At 70.0% G+C, this 18,227-nt stretch carries 13 protein-coding genes; 6 read left to right on the forward strand and 7 right to left on the reverse strand.

Annotation, left to right across the window (positions count from 1 at the left end; translation table 11 throughout):
• The first annotated feature begins 11 nt into the window (after window positions 1-11).
• The 4 genes from LOKHON_RS12500 to aroQ all read left to right on the forward strand — a co-directional run bounded on the left by LOKHON_RS12500 (window position 12) and on the right by aroQ (window position 3,985).
• On the forward strand, window positions 12-2,543 hold the full coding sequence (locus LOKHON_RS12500) for a putative bifunctional diguanylate cyclase/phosphodiesterase (protein ID WP_017927004.1): 2,532 nt from the start codon (window positions 12-14) through the stop codon (window positions 2,541-2,543).
• Complete coding sequence (locus LOKHON_RS12505) at window positions 2,530-2,859, forward strand: PilZ domain-containing protein (RefSeq protein WP_017927005.1); 330 nt, start codon at window positions 2,530-2,532, stop codon at window positions 2,857-2,859. Before LOKHON_RS12500 ends, LOKHON_RS12505 begins: the two co-directional genes overlap by 14 nt.
• Window positions 2,860-3,157: 298 nt before the next feature.
• Window positions 3,158-3,364: a cold-shock protein gene (locus LOKHON_RS12510; protein ID WP_017927006.1), complete on the forward strand. Its 207-nt coding sequence runs from the start codon at window positions 3,158-3,160 to the stop codon at window positions 3,362-3,364.
• Between the two features lie 183 nt (window positions 3,365-3,547).
• Window positions 3,548-3,985, forward strand: a complete 438-nt coding sequence (gene aroQ / locus LOKHON_RS12515; RefSeq protein ID WP_017927007.1) for a type II 3-dehydroquinate dehydratase — start codon at window positions 3,548-3,550, stop codon at window positions 3,983-3,985.
• Between the two features lie 44 nt (window positions 3,986-4,029).
• On the opposite strand, the gene LOKHON_RS12520 is transcribed toward aroQ, so the two are convergent.
• The 7 genes from LOKHON_RS12520 to LOKHON_RS12550 form a co-directional block, all read right to left on the reverse strand.
• On the reverse strand, window positions 4,030-7,086 hold the full coding sequence (locus tag LOKHON_RS12520) for an efflux RND transporter permease subunit (protein ID WP_017927008.1): 3,057 nt from the start codon (window positions 7,084-7,086) through the stop codon (window positions 4,030-4,032).
• A gap of 11 nt (window positions 7,087-7,097) precedes the next feature.
• The gene (locus tag LOKHON_RS12525; protein ID WP_017927009.1) at window positions 7,098-8,132 is read right to left on the reverse strand and encodes an efflux RND transporter periplasmic adaptor subunit; all 1,035 of its coding nucleotides are present in this window, start codon (window positions 8,130-8,132) and stop codon (window positions 7,098-7,100) included.
• Window positions 8,129-8,581: a MarR family winged helix-turn-helix transcriptional regulator gene (locus LOKHON_RS12530; protein WP_017927010.1), complete on the reverse strand. Its 453-nt coding sequence runs from the start codon at window positions 8,579-8,581 to the stop codon at window positions 8,129-8,131. Before LOKHON_RS12530 ends, LOKHON_RS12525 begins: the two co-directional genes overlap by 4 nt.
• A 100-nt stretch (window positions 8,582-8,681) precedes the next feature.
• Window positions 8,682-12,032 carry an efflux RND transporter permease subunit gene (locus LOKHON_RS12535; protein ID WP_017927011.1) on the reverse strand — a complete coding sequence of 1,117 codons (3,351 nt, stop codon included), beginning with the start codon at window positions 12,030-12,032 and terminating at the stop codon, window positions 8,682-8,684.
• Window positions 12,032-13,540, reverse strand: a complete 1,509-nt coding sequence (locus LOKHON_RS12540) for an efflux RND transporter periplasmic adaptor subunit (protein ID WP_017927012.1) — start codon at window positions 13,538-13,540, stop codon at window positions 12,032-12,034. Before LOKHON_RS12540 ends, LOKHON_RS12535 begins: the two co-directional genes overlap by 1 nt.
• Window positions 13,541-13,671: 131 nt before the next feature.
• A complete protein-coding gene (locus tag LOKHON_RS12545; RefSeq protein WP_017927013.1) occupies window positions 13,672-14,541 on the reverse strand; it encodes an XdhC family protein in 870 nt (289 codons plus the stop codon).
• Between the two features lie 96 nt (window positions 14,542-14,637).
• Window positions 14,638-15,207 carry a c-type cytochrome gene (locus LOKHON_RS12550; protein WP_017927014.1) on the reverse strand — a complete coding sequence of 190 codons (570 nt, stop codon included), beginning with the start codon at window positions 15,205-15,207 and terminating at the stop codon, window positions 14,638-14,640.
• 240 nt (window positions 15,208-15,447) lie between these two features.
• On the opposite strand from LOKHON_RS12550, the gene LOKHON_RS12555 reads away from it, so the two are divergent.
• Both LOKHON_RS12555 and LOKHON_RS12560 read left to right on the forward strand, forming a co-directional pair.
• On the forward strand, window positions 15,448-15,927 hold the full coding sequence (locus tag LOKHON_RS12555) for a (2Fe-2S)-binding protein (protein WP_017927015.1): 480 nt from the start codon (window positions 15,448-15,450) through the stop codon (window positions 15,925-15,927).
• Window positions 15,927-18,218: a xanthine dehydrogenase family protein molybdopterin-binding subunit gene (locus LOKHON_RS12560; RefSeq protein WP_017927016.1), complete on the forward strand. Its 2,292-nt coding sequence runs from the start codon at window positions 15,927-15,929 to the stop codon at window positions 18,216-18,218. The genes LOKHON_RS12555 and LOKHON_RS12560 overlap by 1 nt, the downstream gene beginning before the upstream one ends.
• Window positions 18,219-18,227 lie beyond the last annotated feature (9 nt).

The following is an 18,227-nucleotide window of genomic DNA, read 5'->3' on the forward strand; positions in this document are numbered from 1 at the left end:
GCGTCGATCCCATGATCTTCGGTATCACGTCGAATGTCTTTCATTCGCTGCGGTTCAGGGTGCTCGCGGCCCTGATGCTGGGGCTCGGCCTGTCGTTCGGCCTGATGATCCTGCATCTCAGCTCGACCAAGCTCGACGCGGTGACCGAGCTGGCCGAGACCGCCAGCCGCCACCAGACGATGCTTGCGGCGGGACAGGCGCGCGCCGGGATCGAGACCCGCGACGAAGCCTATCTCGAGAACATCTATTTCGACCTCGTCTTCGGGCGGGAAACCGACGAGGGCGACTCGCCGCGGGTCCAGACCCTGCGCGTGATCGACCGCGACGGGCGCAGGCTCAAAAGCTACGAGACGCTCGAAGGTCCGCATGTCGCGCCGGGCCGGATCGAGAAAATGGCCGGCCTGGCGATGGAGGGCGGCGCGGTGCAGCAGCATCATCAGGGCGACCTGCTTGTCGTCTCGGCGCCGGTGTTCGACCAGATGGGCCGCGAGGTGATCGGCGCCATCAGCATCGCCTGGGATCACGGGCACCTGCATGACAGCGTGGTCAACGCCACCCTCAAATCGGCCTTCATCGGCCTTGCCGCGGCGCTGGCGATGATGCTGGCCATCGGCTCGGTCATGCAGCGGCTGGTGCTGCGCCCGATCGGCCGGCTGGCCCGCGCCGTGGAACGCATCCAGGAAAGCGGCGACCTGTCGCGGATGCCCTCGGCGGTGCTGGACCGCCGGGACGAGATCGGCAGCCTCGCCAACCGGTTCCAATCGCTGCTGTCGCAGTCGAACGCGCAGATCATGACCCGCCGCAAGCAGCTCGACACCGCGCTCGAATGCATGGCGCAGGGGCTGTGCCTGTTCGATGGCGCGCACCGGCTGGTGATGAGCAACCCGCGGGTCGAAGAGATCTACGGGCTTCCCGAAGGGGCGTTGCGGCCGGGCATGCATATCCGGGCGGTGCTCGAAGCCTGCCGCGACGCCGGCAGCTACCCGGCCAGCCGGATCGCCGATATCGAGAAGACGCTCGTGCGCCCGGCGCGCTCGCGGCGCCCGCTGACCTATCTCGAAACGCTCGGAAACGGCACGATCATCGCGGTGGTGCGCGTGCCGATGCCCGATGGCGGCTGGGTCGCCACCTTCGAGGACGTCACCGAGCGCAAGCGCACCGAGGCCAAGGTCGAGCACATGGCGCTGCATGACGCGCTGACCGGCCTGCCCAACCGGCTGAGCTTTCGCGGCAAGCTGGAGGAGGCGCTGCGGCAGACCGGGCGCGACCAGCAGCTCGCGGTGCTGTGCCTCGATCTCGATCACTTCAAGGCGGTCAACGACACGCTGGGCCACCCGGTGGGCGACGCGCTGCTCAAGCAGGTCGGCCAGCGCCTGCAGCGCAACCTGCGCCAGTCGAGCGTCGTGGCCCGGCTGAGCGGCGACGAGTTCGCCATCGTCGAGAAGAACGTCGCCACGGTCGCGCAGACCGGCCAGCTCGCCGAACGCCTGGTCCATGCGCTGAGCGAACCGTTCGAGATCGACGGCCACCACATCGTCATCGGCAGCTGCATCGGCATCGCCCTGGCGCCCACCGACGGGACCGATGCCAACCGGCTGGTCAAGGCCGCCGATCTCGCGCTCTACCGTGCCAAGTCGGAGGGCCGCGGCACCTATCGCTTCTTCGAGGCGGGGATGGATGCGCGGATGCAGGAGCGCCGGGCGCTCGAACTGGACCTGCGCGCGGCCTTCGCGCGGGAGGAGCTGGAGCTGCATTACCAGCCGATCGTCAACCTCGAAACCGGCACGGTCAGCTGCTTCGAGGCGCTGTTGCGCTGGACCCATGAAAGCCGCGGCGCGGTGTCCCCGGCGGAATTCGTGCCGCTGGCCGAGGAGATCGGCCTGATCACCCAGCTTGGCGCATGGGTGCTGCGCGAGGCCTGCCAGATGGCGGCGCAATGGCCCGGCGACGTGCGCGTGGCGGTGAACCTGTCGCCGGTGCAGTTCCGGTCGCTGGCGCTGATCACCGAGGTCGAGACCGCGCTCGAAGCGTCCGGTCTCGCGCCGGGCCGGCTGGAGCTGGAGATCACCGAAACCGTGCTGCTGCGCCAGACCGAGCTGACGCTGTCGATCCTGCAGCGGCTGCGCATGCTCGGGGTGCGGATCTCGATGGATGATTTCGGCACCGGTTACAGCTCGCTGAGCTACCTGCGCACCTTTCCCTTCGACAAGATCAAGATCGACCGCTCCTTCATCAAGGACGTGGTTCATCACGGCGACGCCGAGGCCATCGTGCGGGCGATCTCCAGCATGGGGGCCAGCCTCGGCATGGTCACCACCGCCGAGGGCGTCGAGACGCTGGACCAGCTCGAGAAGCTGCGCCGCGAGGGCTGCACGGAGGTGCAGGGCTATTACTTCAGCCCCGCCGTGCATGTCGACGAGGTGCTGACCCTGCTCGGGCGGATCGGCGCGGCGACCGCCCCCGAGCCCCGTCTTCCTTGCCCGGCCCATGCCGGGACCGACCAGCCGCAATTTCTACCGGAGATCCGCCATGCGCTTCCGTGATCATCGCTTTCCGACCGACCGAGAAGTGCGCGTGGCGCATGGCCGCGAGGTCCAGCGCGCCCGCCTCTCCAATATCAGCGCCACCGGCGCGAGGCTGTGGCAGCTTTCGCCGCTGACGCCGGGGGGGCTGGTGATCCTGTGCCAGCTGGACATGAAGATCCCCGCCAAGGTGGTCTGGTCCAACGAGCGCCAGACCGGCGTGACCTTTCTGAAACCGCTCAAGCCCGCCGATCTGCAGGCGTTGGCCGGCACGGTCGGGCAGGCCGCGCCCCCCGCTGGTGGCTGGCGGCATCACGGCTTTCGCGAGATCAGCTGAGGCGGGCCAGGCGGATTGCCCGCCCGGCGTCCCGAGGGCGCGGCGCAGTCCGGTTCGGCCGAAGCCCCGCCCCGTCGCGGTTCGCGGGGTGGGATCGTTGACCAGGCAATATTTCACCATCTGCAGGGCGACATGCCGAATCGGCTTGCCATGGCGACGGCGCGGCCCCATGTAGGGCATGCGAACGTTATTCCATCGACCACTGTTCTCCATCACCGGCTGCAGTTCCCCTCGTTGCGACACTGACCAAGCCGAGCTGCCGCATTTTCGCGGGCAGCGATTGATAGGAGATCACACGATGGCCACCGGCACCGTGAAATGGTTCAACACCACCAAAGGCTTCGGCTTCATTGCTCCCGATGGCGGCAGCAAGGACGTTTTCGTCCACATCTCCGCCGTCGAGCGCTCGGGCCTGACCGGCCTGCGCGACGACCAGAAGGTCAGCTTCGACATCGAAGCCGGCCGTGACGGCCGCGAGTCGGCCGTGAACCTGGCTCTCGCCTGATTTGGCTGCGGCGCTTCGGCGCCGCACCCTGCAAACGCCCCCTGCGCTGCCGCGCGGGGGGCGTTTCGCGTTTCAGGATCGCTTTTGCCGGTCGCCCGCGGCCCGGCGCACCCGCGCGCCCCCTTTATGTCGCCGCCGCATGTCTTCATACCTTCGGCACGCGCAAGAGGGGGAGACAGGCCGATGGCCGCACGGATTTTCATTCTCAACGGGCCGAACCTGAACCTTCTGGGGCAGCGGCAACCCGAGATCTACGGCCACGAGACCCTGGACGACGTGGCGCGCGACTGCGCGGCGCTGGCGGCCCAGCTCGGGTTGGAGACGGAACTGTTCCAGTCCAACCACGAGGGCGAGATCATCGACCAGATCCACCGCGCCCGCGCGGCGGCGGCGGGGATCATCATCAACCCGGCCGCCTATACCCACACCTCCGTCGCCATCCTCGACGCGCTCAACGCTTTCGAGGGGCCGGTGCTGGAGGTGCATATCTCCAACGTCCACAAGCGCGAGAGCTTCCGCCACCATTCCTATGTCTCGCTGCGCGCCGACGGGGTGATCGCGGGGTTCGGCGTGCAGGGCTACGCGCTGGCGCTGCGCCGCATGGCCGTGCTCTTGGGCTGATGCCCGTGCCCCGGCCCCCCGGGCAGGGGGGCCGGGGCGCCGCCTCATGCCGGGGCGGCGAGGGCCGCTTCCCGCGCCCGGCGTTCGCCGCGCGAGAAGAACAGGTCGTAGAACACCGGCGCCGCGATCAGGGTCAGCACGCTGGCAAAGGCCAGGCCGCCCATGATCGTGACCGCCATCGACACGAAGAACGCATCCCCCAGAAGCGGCAGCATCCCGAGGATCGTCGTCGCCGCCGCCAGCACCACGGGCCGCAGGCGCGACACGCTGGCGGTGACGATCGCCTCGCGCAGCGCCACGCCCTCGGCCCGGACGAGGTCGATCTCCTCGACCAGAACGATGCCGTTCTTGATCAGCATGCCCGACAGCGACAACAGGCCCAGAAGCGCCGTGAAGGTGAAGGGCAGCCCGGTGCCCAAGAGCCCCAGCGCCACGCCGTTGACCGACATCGGCACCAGCAGCCAGATGATCACCGGCTGGCGCACCGCGTTGAACAGCAGCACCGAGATCAGCACCATCACCAGAAGCGACAGCGGCAGCTGTTGCCCGAGGCTTTCCTGCGCCTCGGCGGAGTTCTCGAACTCGCCGCCCCAGTCGAGCGAATAGCCCGGCGGCACCTCGACGGCCTCGACCGCGTCGCGCACCTGCACGAACACCTCCGCCGCGGTGCGTTCGGGCGGGATGTCGGCGCCGACGGTGAGCGTGGGCACCCGGTCGCGGCGATGCACCAGCGTGTTGCGCACCTCGTGGCCCAGCTCGTCGATCACCTGCTCGATCGGCAGGAAATGCTGCCCGGTTTCGGACCAGACCGGTTGATCGCGCAACCCGGTCCCGGCGTCGCGCGGCTGGCGCACCACGATCGGGATCAGCCTCTCGCCTTCGCGGTAGAGTCCGCCCGCGATGCCGTCGGTGGCAAAGCGCAGCGCGGTGGCCACGTCGTCGCGGTCGACCCCGGCGCTCTGGGCGCGCTCGGTGGCATAGTCGGGCCGGATCACCAGTTCGGGCTCGCGCCAGTTGGTGCGCGCGTCGAGGATGTCGGGCGAAGCGCCTTCCATCACCTCGATCACCCGGTCGCCGATCTCGCGCAGCACTTCCGGGTCGGGGCCCGAGACGCGCATTTCGATCGGGTCGCCGCCGCCCGGCCCGAAGACCAGCCGCCGGGTGCGGAACTCGCCCGCGGGCAGCGCCTCGCGGCCGAATTCCTCGAGCGCGGCGGCCAGCGCCGGGATTTCCTCGATGCCCTCGGTGCGGATGATCATGTGCCCGTAGCTCGGGTTCGGCTTCTCGGCCGAGTAGGTGAGCATGAAGCGGGTCGCGCCGCCGCCGGCATAGGTCGTGTAGGAGACGACCTCGTCGCGCGCCGAAAGCCAGTCCTCGACCCGCGCGAGATCGCGCGCGGTCTCCTGCACGGTGCTGCCCTGCGGCAGCTTGTAATGCACGAAGAACAGCGGCGTGTTGGAATTGGGGAAGAACTGCTGCCGGACCTGTCCGAAGCCGGCAAAGCAGACCACGGTGATCCCCACCAGCGCCGCCACCACCAGCCAGCGCGCGCGCAGCGCACCGCGCAAGGTCGCGGCATAGGCCCGGAACAGCGCGCCGTCATAGGCGCCCGCGCCGCCCGCCGCGCCGCGCTTGAAGAAGTAATGCCCCAGCAGCGGCGTCACCGTGATCGCCAGCACCCAGCTCAGCAGCAGCGAAATGCCGATCACGGCAAAGAGCGAGAACATGAATTCGCCCGTGGCGTCCGGGCTCAGCCCGATGCCGGCAAAGGCCATGATGCCGATCACCGTCGCCCCCAGAAGCGGGATCTGTGTCTTGCCTGCGGTCTCGGTCGCCGCCTCGCGCGAGGATTTGCCGCCCAGCATCGCGATCTGCATGCCCTCGGCCACGACGATGGCGTTGTCGACCAGCATGCCCATCGCGATGATCAGCGCGCCGAGCGAGATGCGTTCCATCTCGATCGCGAAGATCGCCATGAAGAACAGCGTGCCGACCACGGTCAGCAGCAAGGTCGCGCCGACCACCACCGAGGCGCGCCAGCCCATGAACAGCGCCAGCACCGCCACCACGATGCCGACCGACATGGCGAGGTTGACGAGAAAGGCGTTCGACGCCTCCTCGACCACCTCGTGCTGCTGGTAGATCGGGTTCAGTTCGACGCCAGACGGCATGTCGGCGAACAGCGTCGCGAGCCGCGCATCGACCCGCTTGCCGACCTCGACGATGTTCTCGGTCGACAGCCCCGCGACGCCGAAAGTGAAGGCCTCCGTGCCGTCATGGCGCACGATCAGCGACGGCTGCTCGACCCGGCCGCGCTGCACCCGCGCCACGTCGTAGAGGTTGAGCACCTCGCCGCCGACGCCGACCGACAGGCCGGAGATGTCCGACACGCTGTCCGAGCCTTCGGGCGCCTCGATCACGGTGCGCTGGCCCTGGGCCTCGATCGAGCCCGCGGGCACGACCTCGTCGGCCTCGGAAATCGCGCCGACCACCGCCTGTATCGGCAGGTTCTGCGCCACCGTGAGCGCCAGCTCCGGCTCCACGAAGATCGCCTCCTCGGGCAGCCCGGCGAGATCGACATCGGCCACGCCGTCCACCGCCAGAAGCTCGCGCCGCAGATAGGTGGCGAGACGATGGATCTCGGCATCCTCGAAACCCGGCGCGGTGACGGCGTAGTACAGGCCGAACACGTCGCCGAAGCTGTCATTGACCAAGGGCTCGCGCGTGCCGGGTGGCAGGTCGCGCGCCGCGTCGCGCACCCGCGCGCGCAGCTTGGTCCAGATGCCGGGCAGCTCGGTGCTGTCATAGGTCGATTTCATCTCGACCTCGATCAGCGACCGGCCCGGCTGGTTGACCGAGGTGATGCGGTCGACCTCGCCCATCTTCTGGATCGCGGATTCGAGCGGCTCGGACACCTCGCGCGCGACCTGTTCGGCCGAGGCGCCGGGATAGCCGGTGGAGATCACGGCGGCCTTGATGGTGAAGGCGGGGTCTTCGAGACGACCCAGCGTGGCAAAGCCCCACAGCCCGCCCAGAAGGCAGCCGAGGATCAGAAGCCATGTCAGGATCGGTTTCTCGATCGAGGCGCGTGCGATGTTCATGCCGTCCCCTCCTATTGCGGAAAGCCGGTGAAGCGGCGCACCGCCTCGCCGTCTTCGAGCCGGGACGCCCCCGCGGCGACGATTTCCTCGCCGCCCGAAAGACCGTCGGTGACGACGAAACCGCCATCCGCGCCCGGTTCGACCTCGACCGGGTGGGCGATGACGCGCGCGCCGTTTTCATCCTCCTGAAACAGCATGACCGACACGCTGCCATCGGCGGCGGGAACCAGCGCGGTCGTCGGCACCGGCAGCCCGGCCGCCCCGCCCGCGAGCTTTGCCGTCACCGTGACGGAGGAGCCCGGAAGCACCTGCGGTGCCGCGGCGGCGTCGAAGGAGAGCGTCAGGCGGAAGGTCTGGCCCACGGCGGTGGATTGCGAGGTGACCTCGGCGAGGCTCAGCGGATAGCTGTCGCTTCCGCCGGGAAACCGGGCGCTGAGCGCCATGTCGGGGTCGCGCCCGGCGCGCTGGAACAGGATCTCGGGCACTTCGATCTCGACCTGAAGCTCGGACATGTCGTGCAACCGCGCGACCGGCGTGCCCGCCGCGACAGTGGTGAAATTGGCCACGAGCCGTTCGGCCAGAAGCGCCTCGAACGGCGCCTGAAGACGCGCCTTTTCGCGCGCCCGCTCGGCGTCGCGCAGCTCCACCTGCGCCAGCGACGCGGCGGTGCGTGCGTCCTGCAGCGCCGCCTCGCTCACCGTGGAGCGGCTGAGCTGGCTCAGCCGCTCCAGGTCGCGATCGGCCTGATCCTTGCGCAGCTTGGCCTGCTCATGGGCCAGCTCGAACGGCTCGGGGTCGAGTGCGGCGACAAGGCCGCCATCGGCGACGGTTTCGCCTTCGAGCACCGGGTACTCGACGATCTGTCCGCCAACCTGGAAGGCGAGATCGACGGTCTGGCGCGCGGCGATGCGGCCAAAGAACTGGCGGCTGAGCCCGCCGGTCTCGGGCGACACCGTCACCAGCTTGACCGGACGGGGCGCGTCCTGTGCGACAGCCTGCCCCGCGCCGAGCGCGACGGTCAGGGCGGTGAGAAGAATGCGGATCATAGCGAAAATTCCTTCGGCAGGCCGGTGGCCCTGATGTGGTCGCGGCTCTTGAGAAGCAGCATGCCCAGCGTGTCGAGTTCGGTCTCGTCGAGGCCGGTGACCTCGCGCGAGACCCGGTCGAGCTGCTCGATCATCTCGCGCCGCGCGGCGCGGCCGGCAGGCGCGAGTTCGAGCAACCAGGCGCGCCGGTCCTCGGGGTCGCGGCGCCGCGCGACCATGCCGCGCGCCTCCAGCCCGTCGGCCAGCGCCGTGACGCTCGATGGCAGGGCCTGCATCTCGCGGGCGAGATGCCCCATGCGGCACGGTGCGCCGAGCTTGAGCAGCAGAATACGCTCCTGGTTCGACAGGTCGGCCAGGGGGCAGGCGAGACGCTCATGCAGCGCGCAATAGAGCAGCATGAGGGTGAGAAGCATCTCACCCCGCGCCGAATCGTCGGTGTCGTTCGCCACGCTGTCATCTCCTGAAAACTGAACCGAACGGTATAGTTCATGATTTGAAACGTTCAAGCCGGGAAATGATCGCCTTGTCGTGATCGCGACCCGGCGCGGCCTAGCTCCGCCTTGCCGCGCCCCGGCGCATGGCGGCAAGGACGAACAGCGCCGCCAGCCCGGCTCCGGTCAGCCCGGCATAGACGGGCAGGGCGCCCCAGAAGCCGCCGGGCAGCCCCGCCACGACCGGCGCCGCGCCGATCAGCGGGGGCCCGAGCAGCACCGCGAACAGCGCGGCACAAAGCCCCGCGCCGAGCCACCCGGCCCACAGCCCCCGGCGCAGCAGCCGCCGCGCCGACCGGATCATGCGCCCGATATCGGCACCGATCACCACCAGCGCCGGCACCACGAACAGCACCAGCACGAAGCCGAAGCCGAGACCGTAGACCAGCGTCACCACCGTCGGCTTGAGAAATTGCGCCTGCGCCGAGCCTTCATAGAGCAGCGGGCTCAGCCCCAGCACCGTGGTCGCGGTGGTGAGAAACACCGGGCGCAGCCGTTCGCAGGTGCCGTCGATCACCGACGGCACGAGACCGCGGTCGCGGGCATGTTCGTCGATCGTGGTGACCAGGACGATGGAGTCGTTGATGACGATCCCCACCATGCCGATCAGCCCGACCACCGAGAACATCGACAGCGGGATGCCCCACCACGCATGGCCCCAGATCGCCCCGACCAGGCCGAAGGGCACGATCGACATGACGACGAGAGGCCGGCTCCAGCTGCCGAAGATCCAGGCCAGCACGAGATAGATCCCCGTCAGGCACAGGATCAGCGCGACCTGCGCATCGCCGAGGAATTCGTCCTCCTGCTCGCTCAGCCCCGACAGCGCCGTCTGGACGCCGAAGCGGGCCTCGATGCCGGGCAGGATCTCGTCCTCGATCGCGGTCATGACCGCCGTCGCGCGGTCGGGGTCCGCATCATCGAGCCCGCCATTCACCGACACCAGCAGCACGCCGTTCTCGCGTCGGAGCGTCGAGAAGCCGTCGCGCCGTTCGACCGTGACGATGTCGGCCAGCGGCAGCCAGTCGCCCGCGGCGCTGCGCAGCAGGGTCCGGTCGAGAAAATCGGCGGCGATCTCGTCCTCGGGCAGCTCGACCCGGATCGTCGCCTCCCGCGCGCCCACCGGGTAGCTCGCCGCTTCGATGCCGCCCAGCCGGTCGCGCAGCTCGGCCCCCAGCGCATCGATGTCGAAACCAAGCGCCCGCCCGCGCGCGGTGAGCGTCAGCCCGATCTCTTCCTTGTCCCAAGGCAGCGAATCCTCGAGCCCCGAAACCTCCGGGTAGGTCGCGAGCCTTGCCTTCAGCGCCTCGGCGGCGCGCTTGAGCGTTTCAGCCTGAGCCCCCGACAGCTGGATGTCGATGGCGTCGCCGCCGGGGCCGGACCCCCAGCTGCGAAAGCTGATGGTTTCGGCCGAGGGCAGGGTGACGATCTCGGATTGCAGCGCGGCGAGAAATTCGCCGCTGGAGACCGGGCGCAGGTCCGCCTCGATCAGCTCGACCGACAGCCCGCCGATCTGCCACGGCTCCCGGTCCTCGATGCCCGACAGGCCGCGCCCGGCATTGCCGCCGATCTGGCCCAGCACGCTCGACACCGGGTTCACGCCGGTCTCGGCCTCGATCCGCGCGGCGACGGCATCGGCGGCGCGCTGCATCTCGCGCAGCTGCGCCATGCCGTCGGCGCGCGTCGCACTCGGCAGCATCGCGAAATTGCCGGTGACCGAGCCGCGCTCGGGCGCGGAGAAGAACCGCCATTGCACATCGCCCGAAACCACCAGCGCCACCTGGCTCGACAGCGCGAGGATCGCGCCCGCGACGACCGCGTAGCGGGCGCGGATCGCGAAGGTCATCAGGGGCCGGAAGCCGCGCTCGCGGATGAGCCGAAAGCCGCGATCCACCTGCCGCGAGGGCCAGTCGTACCAGCGCCGCCGCGCGGCCCCCGCCGCCGCGTGCGACAAGTGGTTCGGCAGCACGACGAAGCATTCGACGAGGCTTGCGGCCAGCACGAGGATGACGGTGACGGGGATGTCGCGGATCAGGTCGCCGAACCGCCCGCCGATCAGCACCAGCCCCCAGAATGCGATGATCGTGGTCAGCGTCGCGCAGAACACCGGCAGGAACATCCGCCGCGCCGCGCGTTCGGCGGCGGTGGCGGGATCTTCGCCAAGGCGCCGCGCGCGCCAGTCGGCGTGTTCGCCCACCACGATGGCGTCGTCGACCACGATGCCGAGCGTCAGGATCAGTGCAAAGAGCGAGATCATGTTGAGCGTCAGGCCAAAGGCCTGCATCAGCGCCAGCGCCGCGAACATCGACACCGGCAGGCCCAGCGCCACCCAGATCGCCGTGCGCGCGTTGAGAAACAAAAACAACAGCGCCAGCACCAGCGCCAGCCCGGTCAGCCCGTTGTCGAGCAGCAGCGCGAGGCGCCCCGAGATCCGCTCGGCCTGGCTGTTGGTAAGCTGCAAGGTGACGCCCTCGGGCAGGCCCGCGCGCATTTCGCGCGCCACCGTTTCGACCTCGCGCTGCAACCCGATCGCATCGCCCGCCGCCGAGCGGTCGACCCGGATCAGCAGCGCGGCGTCGTCGCCGACGAAATAGGCGCGGTCGCGCTCCGGCCCGAGCGGACGGATCGCCGCCACCTCGCCCAGTCGCAGGCTGCCGCCATCGGCCTCTTGGCGCAGCACGATGGCGGCGATTTCCTCGGGGTCGCGGGCCGGTTGGCCGGTGCGCAGCCGCGCGGCGCCCGACACCTCGCCCGCCGGATCGGCGCGCGCCTCGCGCGCCACAGCGGCGGCGATCTGCGACAGCGAAAGGTCGTGGCGGATCAACGACAGGGTCGGCACCTCGACCAGCGTCTGCGGCGCGGCAAAGCCCTGCACCGTGGCCTGCGTCACCCCCGCCGCGAACAGCTGCGCCACGGTTTCATCCGCGATCCGCCCGAGCCGGTCGAGCGGCACCGGGCCGGTCAGCACCAGATCGGTGACCCGGTCGCTCCAGCTCGCGCGGCGCAAGTCGGGCGTCTCGACCCCGTCGGGCAGGCCGGTGACGCCGTCGATGGCCGCGGCGACGTCCTTTTCGGCGCGGTCCATGTCATGGCCGGGCGCGAAATCGAGGCTGACCGAGGCGCGTCCCTCCGCCGCCGTGGCCTCCGAGCCGGTGACGCCGTCGACCGCGCGCAGCGCCGGCTCCAGCACCTGCACGATGCCGGTGTCGACATCCTCCGCGCCCGCGCCCTCCCATTGCGCCGAAACCGAAATCCGGTCGATCACGATGTCGGGGAAATACTGCGCCCGCATGTTCGGAAAGGCGAGCACGCCCGCCACGATCATCAGCGCCAGAACGAGGTTCGCCGCGGTCGGGTGACGGGTGAAATAGGACAGGATGCCGCCCGCCGGACCCGCGCCCCCGGCCATCAGCCGCCCATCCTCTGTTCCAGCCGTGCCACCAGCGCCGCCGGTACACGTTCGGCTTCGATCTGGTCGAGCAGCGCGGCGCGCCGGGCCTCCGGCAGCGCCGCGTCATCGCGCAGAAAGCTGCGCAGCCGCGCCCGCCGCGCGGCGTCGAGCGCGATCATTTCCTCGGTTTCCCGTGTCTCCGCCGCGCCGCGTCCGCTTGCCTGTGCGCCGTCGCGGCCAGCGGGCGGCGCGGCGTCCGGCGCGTCCGAGGCCGACCTCGCCTTGACGCCATCGCCCAGAAGCGGCGTGCGGGTCGCGACCACCTCGGCGCCATCGAGCCCCTCCGCGCGCAGCAGCACCTCGTGGCCCTGCCTTCGCAAGAGCGCCACCGGCACCGCCCGCAATTGCCCCTCGCGCAGCACCAGCACCGTGCCATCCGCGCCCAGCGCCGTCGCCGGAAGCCGGGCCACGCCGGTGAGCGGCGGCTCCTCGATCTCGACGGTGACGAAATCGCCCGGGCGCAGCTGCGGCGCCGCGTCGAGCCGGGCGAAGAGCAGGCGCCCGGTCTGCCCTTCGGCCACCGCGGCGCCTTCGCGCACGATCCGCCCCGGCACCCGGAGCGTGCCGGGACCGGTGTCGAGCATCACCGACAAAGGCGCGCCGACAGGGCTGTCATCACCGGCGGCGAGCCGGGCATATTGCGTGGTCGACAGCCGCAGCGCCAGTTCGAGCCGCGCCGGGTCTATCAGCTCGGCGACCTGTTCATTGGCGGTGACCCGCGCGCCTTCGCGCGCCGACACCCCCGCCAGAACGCCGTCGAACGGGGCCTGGAGCACCGTGCTGTCGCGCAGCCGCCGGGCTTCGTCGCGGGCGATCGAGGCGCGGCGGCGCGCGGTCGCGGTCTGGTCGATCCGCGCCTCGGCGGCGCGCACCGCCTCGCGCGCCGACAGCACCGCGCTTGCCGCCGAGGACGCCGCGAGACCGGCGGTTTCGAGATCCGAGGCGGTGGCGATGCCGCGGCTTTCGAGATCGCGCTGCCGCGTCAGCGCCGCCTCGCGCAGCGCCGCCTGCGCCTTTGCCTGCGCCAGCGTGTCGCGCGCCAGGTCCAGCGCCCGCGCGGCGTCGCGCTCCGCGGCCTCGGCCTCGGACAGATCGGCCTCGGCGCGCTCCAGCGCCGCCTGCGGTTCCACCGGGTCGATGACGAGCAGCGTCTCACCCGCCGCGACAGCGCCGCCCTCGATCATGGTCGCGCCGGTTTCGGCCACGATGCCGCCCAGCGGCGCGCGCAGCGCCAGCCGCCGCACCGCCCGCAATTCGCCGTAGGCGGTCATCACCGGGACGACCTCGCGCGGAAGGAAAGGAAGCGTCTCGACGATCTGGGCGCGCTCCTCGCGGGTGAAACCGCGCGGCTCGGACGACATGGCGTCGGTGACGGCGAGATAGAGCTGACGCCCTGCCTGCCCGAGCAGGGCCGCCGTCAGGGCCATCAGGAACAGCCCTGCAAGCCCCCGCTGCAGAAATCGCATCGGCTCTTCCTCCCAAAGCTGTCGCGGGTGCCGTCACGGGGCGCCGGATGCCGCGCGAAAGACCGGCCCGCCCTCTGAAATAGCAGGTTTCGCGGCCCCGGCCATGCACGTGGATGCGAGGCGCGCGCGGATCAGCCCGTCGCGGGGCGCGGCGCCACCGACGCCGCGACGATATCGGCCAGAACCGACACGGCAAGCACCTTTGGATCGCGGGTGCCCTTGATGAGTCCGATCGGCCCGCGCAGCCGCGACAGCGCCGCTTCGTCCCAGCCCCCGGCGCGCAACAGGTCGAGCCGCGCGGCCTGCGCGGTGCGGCTGCCCTGCGCGCCGATCCAGAAGGCGGGGCTGCGCAGCGCCGTGTTCAGGATCTCTGGCTCGCGCTCGTGATCGTGAAAGAACAGCACCACCGCCGTCTCGGCGTCGATATCGGCGGCATTGGCTCGGTCGGGCCGGGCGACCGGATAGCCCGCCGCCTCCGCGAGCCGGGCGAAACAATCGGCTTCGGGGCCGGTGCCGAACACCGCCATCTTCGGATCGGGGCGGATCGCCAGCGGCGGCAGGCCGGGCAGGGCCAGCACCGTGGCGCGGCGACCGGCGATGTCGTCCAGCACCGGGGCGATCCCGTCGCCGCCGGGCACGCGCACCAGCGTCACGTCGATGCCGCTGCCGCAGGGCAGCCGGATGTCCACGAAGGGCGAGCCCCGGCCATAGCGCAGGCGGCGCGGCTGGCCCGAGGCGCGCGTTTCGGCGGCATGGATGGCGAGATCGCCCTCGATGCAGCCCGAGGACAGCCGCCCGACCGGGTCGGCGCCGTCGGGAAAGCTCATCACCGCCCCGAGCGGGCGGTAGAAGGCGCCGTCGATGCCGGTGAGCATGGCCAGAACGCCGCCGCGTGGCGCCAGCGCGGCCAGTTCCGGCGCGACCTCGGCGGCGGCGAGGCACGGAAGCGGCGCTGCCGCGCCGTGATCGTCGTGGCTATGTGGCGCGGGGTTGTCGAGCATTCTGCGATCCCTTTCGAGGCGGGCGGGGGCGCGCCCCCGCGGGATGCCGGGGCCCGGCAGGAAGGGGCCGCGGTCGATGCCGCGGCCCGGACCGGGTCAGTTGGCGCTGCCGGCCTCTTCGTCCATGGCCTCGTCTTCCATTGCCGCGTCGCCTTCCATGGCGGCGCCCGGAAGCTCGAAATCGGGGCTGAAGGTCGCGAGATAGGCCTGGATGTCGACCGCCGCCTGCGCATCGCGCACCTTGTAGGCCATCTTGGAACGGGCGCGCGGATCGTCGAGCGCGTCGCGCAGGAACGCGGTCGGATCCTCGAGATAGGCGATGGTGTTGTCCTTGCCCCAGACCACGGTGTCGAAATCGTCGCCCTGCGGCGCGGCGCCGGTCTTGTCATCTGCCGGGGCCAGTTCGCCATAGGCGACGATCGCATCGCTGTAGCGGAAATCCTCGACCGCGCCGGGCTGGCGGCCGATCACCCCGTGCAGGTTCGGGCCGATGCGCCCGGCGCGCCCGGCAAGCACTTCGCCCGACTCGTCGGCGATGACGTGGCAGCTCACGCATTGGCGCGCGAATTCGGATTCGCCATTGGCGACATCGGCTTCCATCGCTTGGGCGAAAGCCGGGGCGGTGAGCAGCGTGGTCGTGGTTGCAAGGGCGGTGAACAGTCTCATGGTGGGTCCTCTCGGCCGGAATTGCCTGATCCGCGGCGCCCGCCATTGGCGCACCACCGCTGGTCCCAATTCCCGCGAGGCGCCGCAGGTTCCGTGTCGCCGTTCGGGCAACCCTGCGTCAAGTGACGAAAATATTCCATTGTGACTGGACGGACCCGATCCGCGGACCAGTTGTCGCGGGCAATGACACGCGGTCGGCCGCGCGCCGGACCGGGACCTGTGACAAAGGAGAACACCGGGATGGTCAAGCTAGTCATCAATGGCGAGGAGCGCCAGTTCGACGGCGATCAGGACACGCCCCTGCTGTGGGTCCTGCGCGACGAGATGGGCCTGACGGGCACCAAGTTCGGCTGCGGCATCGCCGCCTGCGGCGCCTGCACCGTGCATATCGACGGCGCGCCGTCCTTTGCCTGCGTGACGCCGGTGGGCGTGCTCGAAGGCGCGAAGATCACCACCATCGAGGGGCTGTCCGAGAACGGCGACCACCCGGTGCAGGAGGCATGGCGCGATCTCAACGTCGCGCAATGCGGTTATTGTCAGGCCGGGCAGGTCATGCAGGCCGCCGCCCTCGTCGACCAGTACGACACCGTCACCGATGAAGACATCGACGCGGTGATGAGCGCGAACCTGTGCCGTTGCGGCACCTATCCGCGGATCCGCGCGGCGGTGAAGCAGGCCGCGGCCGCGAAGTCCGGCACCAAGGAAGCGGAGGCCCAGTGATGCGCAATTCCTCGATCACCAATGTCAGCCGCCGCGGTCTTCTGGGCGGCATGGGCGCGGGCGCCTTCGTGCTCGCCGTGGGCCTGCCGCGTCCGGGCCGGGCGCAGGAAGAAGAGCCGGAGTTCGGTCGCGACGCCATGCCCAATGGCTGGCGCGACGACCCGAAGATCTTCATCGCCATCGCCGAGGACGGCACCGTCACCGTGACCTGCCACCGGCAGGAAATGGGGCAGGGCGTGCGCACCTCGATCGCCATGGTCGTCGCCGACGAGCTGGGCGCCGAATGGGACAATGTCCGCGTCACCCAGGCGCCCGGCGACGAAGAGAAATACGGCAACCAGGACACCGACGGCTCGCGCAGCCTGCGGCATCATTTCATGCCGCTGCGCCGCGCCGGTGCGGCCGCGCGCACCATGCTGGAGCAGGCCGCCGCCGCGCAGTGGGGCGTCGACGTCGCGGAAGTGAAGGCCGACGGCCACAAGGTGAGCCATGCGGGCTCGGGCAAATCGCTGGGCTATGGCGAACTGGCCGCCGCCGCGATGGATCTCGAGGTGCCGGCGCGCGACAGCCTGACCCTCAAGGACCCGTCCGAGTTCCGCTATATCGGCAAGAATTCGATCGGTCTCGTCGACAACATGGACATCACCACCGGCAACACGACCTACGGGATCGACGTGCGGCGCGAGGGGATGCTCTATGCCGTGGTCGCGCGCCCGCCGGTCTATGGCGGCAAGGTGGCCTCGCTCGATGACAGCGCGGCGCTTGCTATCGACGGCGTCGAGAAGGTGGTGCAGATCGACCCGGCGGAGTTCCCGACCGAATTCGCGCCCTTGGGTGGCGTCGCGGTGATCGCGAAGAACACCTATCTCGCGATGAAAGGGCGCGATGCGCTCCAGATCGAATGGGAAGACGGCCCCAACGCCGAGTATGACAGCGAAGCCTACCGCGAAAGCCTGTCGCAGGCGGCGAACTCGGATGGCGGCAAGGTGATCCGCGACGAGGGCGATTACGACGCGGCGGCGGCGGGCGCCGCGCAGACCGTCGAGGCGGAATACTACATCCCGCATCTTGCGCAGGCGCCGATGGAGCCGCCCGCGGCGGTGGTCGAGATCAAGGACGGCAAGGCCGAGGCCTGGGCCTGCGTGCAGGCGCCGCAGGTGACGCGCCTGCGGCTGGCCGAACGGCTCGGGCTGTCCGAGGACGCGGTCAAGGTCAACGTGACGCTGCTCGGTGGCGGCTTCGGGCGCAAGTCCAAGCCCGATTTCGTGCTCGAGGCGGGCATCCTCAGCCAGGCGATGGACGGCGCGCCGGTAAAGCTCACCTGGTCGCGCGAGGACGATATCCGCCACGGCTACTACCACACCGTCTCGGTCGAGAAGATGACCGCCGGTCTCGACGCGGATGGCAAGACGATCGCATGGCGGCACCGCACCGCGGCGCCGACCATCGGGTCGATCTTCGCGCCGGACCCGGCGCAGAAGCTGCCCTTCGAGCTCGGGATGGGGCTTCTCAACATGCCGCTGGCGATCGAGAACATCCGTGCCGAGAACCCGCAGGCGCAGGCCCATGTGCGGATCGGCTGGTACCGCGCGGTGTCGAACATCCCGCACGCCTTCGCGATCCAGTCCTTTGCCGCCGAACTGGCCAATGCGGCCGGGCGCGACCAGAAGGATTACCTGCTGGAGCTGATCGGGCCCGCGCGCCAGATCGACCCGACCAACCAGGGCGACGTGTGGAACTACGGCGAGAACCCCGATGTCTACCCGGTCGACACCGGCCGCATGGCGGCGGTGGTCGAGGCGGCCGCCGACGGCATCGAATGGGGCCGCGAGATGCCCGAGGGGCGGGGCCTCGGCATCGCCGGGCATTACAGCTTCGTCTCCTATGTCGCGGTGGCCGCCGAGGTCGAGGTGGTCGATGGCGAGGTGATGGTGCCGCGCGTGTCGATCGCGATCGACTGCGGCGCGCATGTGAACCCCGATCGCATCCGCAGCCAGATGGAGGGCGCGGTGATCATGGGCGTCGGGCAGGCGCTGATGACCGAGGTGAACTTTGCCGAAGGCCGGGCGCAGCAGGGCAATTTCGACAGCTACCTGATCCCGCGCATGGACCGCGCGCCCAAGCGGATCGACGTGCATCTCGTGGGTGACGATGCGGCCTATGACCGTCCGCTCGGCGGCGTCGGCGAGCCGGGGCTGCCGCCCGTCGTGCCCGCGATCACCAACGCGGTCTTCGCGGCCACCAAGAAACGCATCCGTCGGCTTCCGATCGCCGACCAACTGCGCAGCTGAAGGGAAAGC

Origin of the sequence: Limimaricola hongkongensis DSM 17492 (assembly GCF_000600975.2) — a bacterium.
Classification (GTDB): Bacteria; Pseudomonadota; Alphaproteobacteria; order Rhodobacterales; family Rhodobacteraceae; genus Limimaricola; species Limimaricola hongkongensis.

Excerpts from the sequence above, each read along its gene's own strand:
- LOKHON_RS12500 (WP_017927004.1), top strand. The coding sequence starts at position 12 with ATGATCTTCGGTATCACGTCGAATGTCTTTCATTCGCTGCGGTTCAGG.
- LOKHON_RS12505 (WP_017927005.1), top strand. The coding sequence starts at position 2,530 with ATGCGCTTCCGTGATCATCGCTTTCCGACCGACCGAGAAGTGCGCGTG.
- LOKHON_RS12510 (WP_017927006.1), top strand. The coding sequence starts at position 3,158 with ATGGCCACCGGCACCGTGAAATGGTTCAACACCACCAAAGGCTTCGGC.
- aroQ (WP_017927007.1), top strand. The coding sequence starts at position 3,548 with ATGGCCGCACGGATTTTCATTCTCAACGGGCCGAACCTGAACCTTCTG.
- LOKHON_RS12520 (WP_017927008.1), bottom strand. The coding sequence starts at position 7,086 with ATGAACATCGCACGCGCCTCGATCGAGAAACCGATCCTGACATGGCTT.
- LOKHON_RS12525 (WP_017927009.1), bottom strand. The coding sequence starts at position 8,132 with ATGATCCGCATTCTTCTCACCGCCCTGACCGTCGCGCTCGGCGCGGGG.
- LOKHON_RS12535 (WP_017927011.1), bottom strand. The coding sequence starts at position 12,032 with ATGGCCGGGGGCGCGGGTCCGGCGGGCGGCATCCTGTCCTATTTCACC.
- LOKHON_RS12540 (WP_017927012.1), bottom strand. The coding sequence starts at position 13,540 with ATGCGATTTCTGCAGCGGGGGCTTGCAGGGCTGTTCCTGATGGCCCTG.
- LOKHON_RS12545 (WP_017927013.1), bottom strand. The coding sequence starts at position 14,541 with ATGCTCGACAACCCCGCGCCACATAGCCACGACGATCACGGCGCGGCA.
- LOKHON_RS12550 (WP_017927014.1), bottom strand. The coding sequence starts at position 15,207 with ATGAGACTGTTCACCGCCCTTGCAACCACGACCACGCTGCTCACCGCC.
- LOKHON_RS12555 (WP_017927015.1), top strand. The coding sequence starts at position 15,448 with ATGGTCAAGCTAGTCATCAATGGCGAGGAGCGCCAGTTCGACGGCGAT.
- LOKHON_RS12560 (WP_017927016.1), top strand. The coding sequence starts at position 15,927 with ATGCGCAATTCCTCGATCACCAATGTCAGCCGCCGCGGTCTTCTGGGC.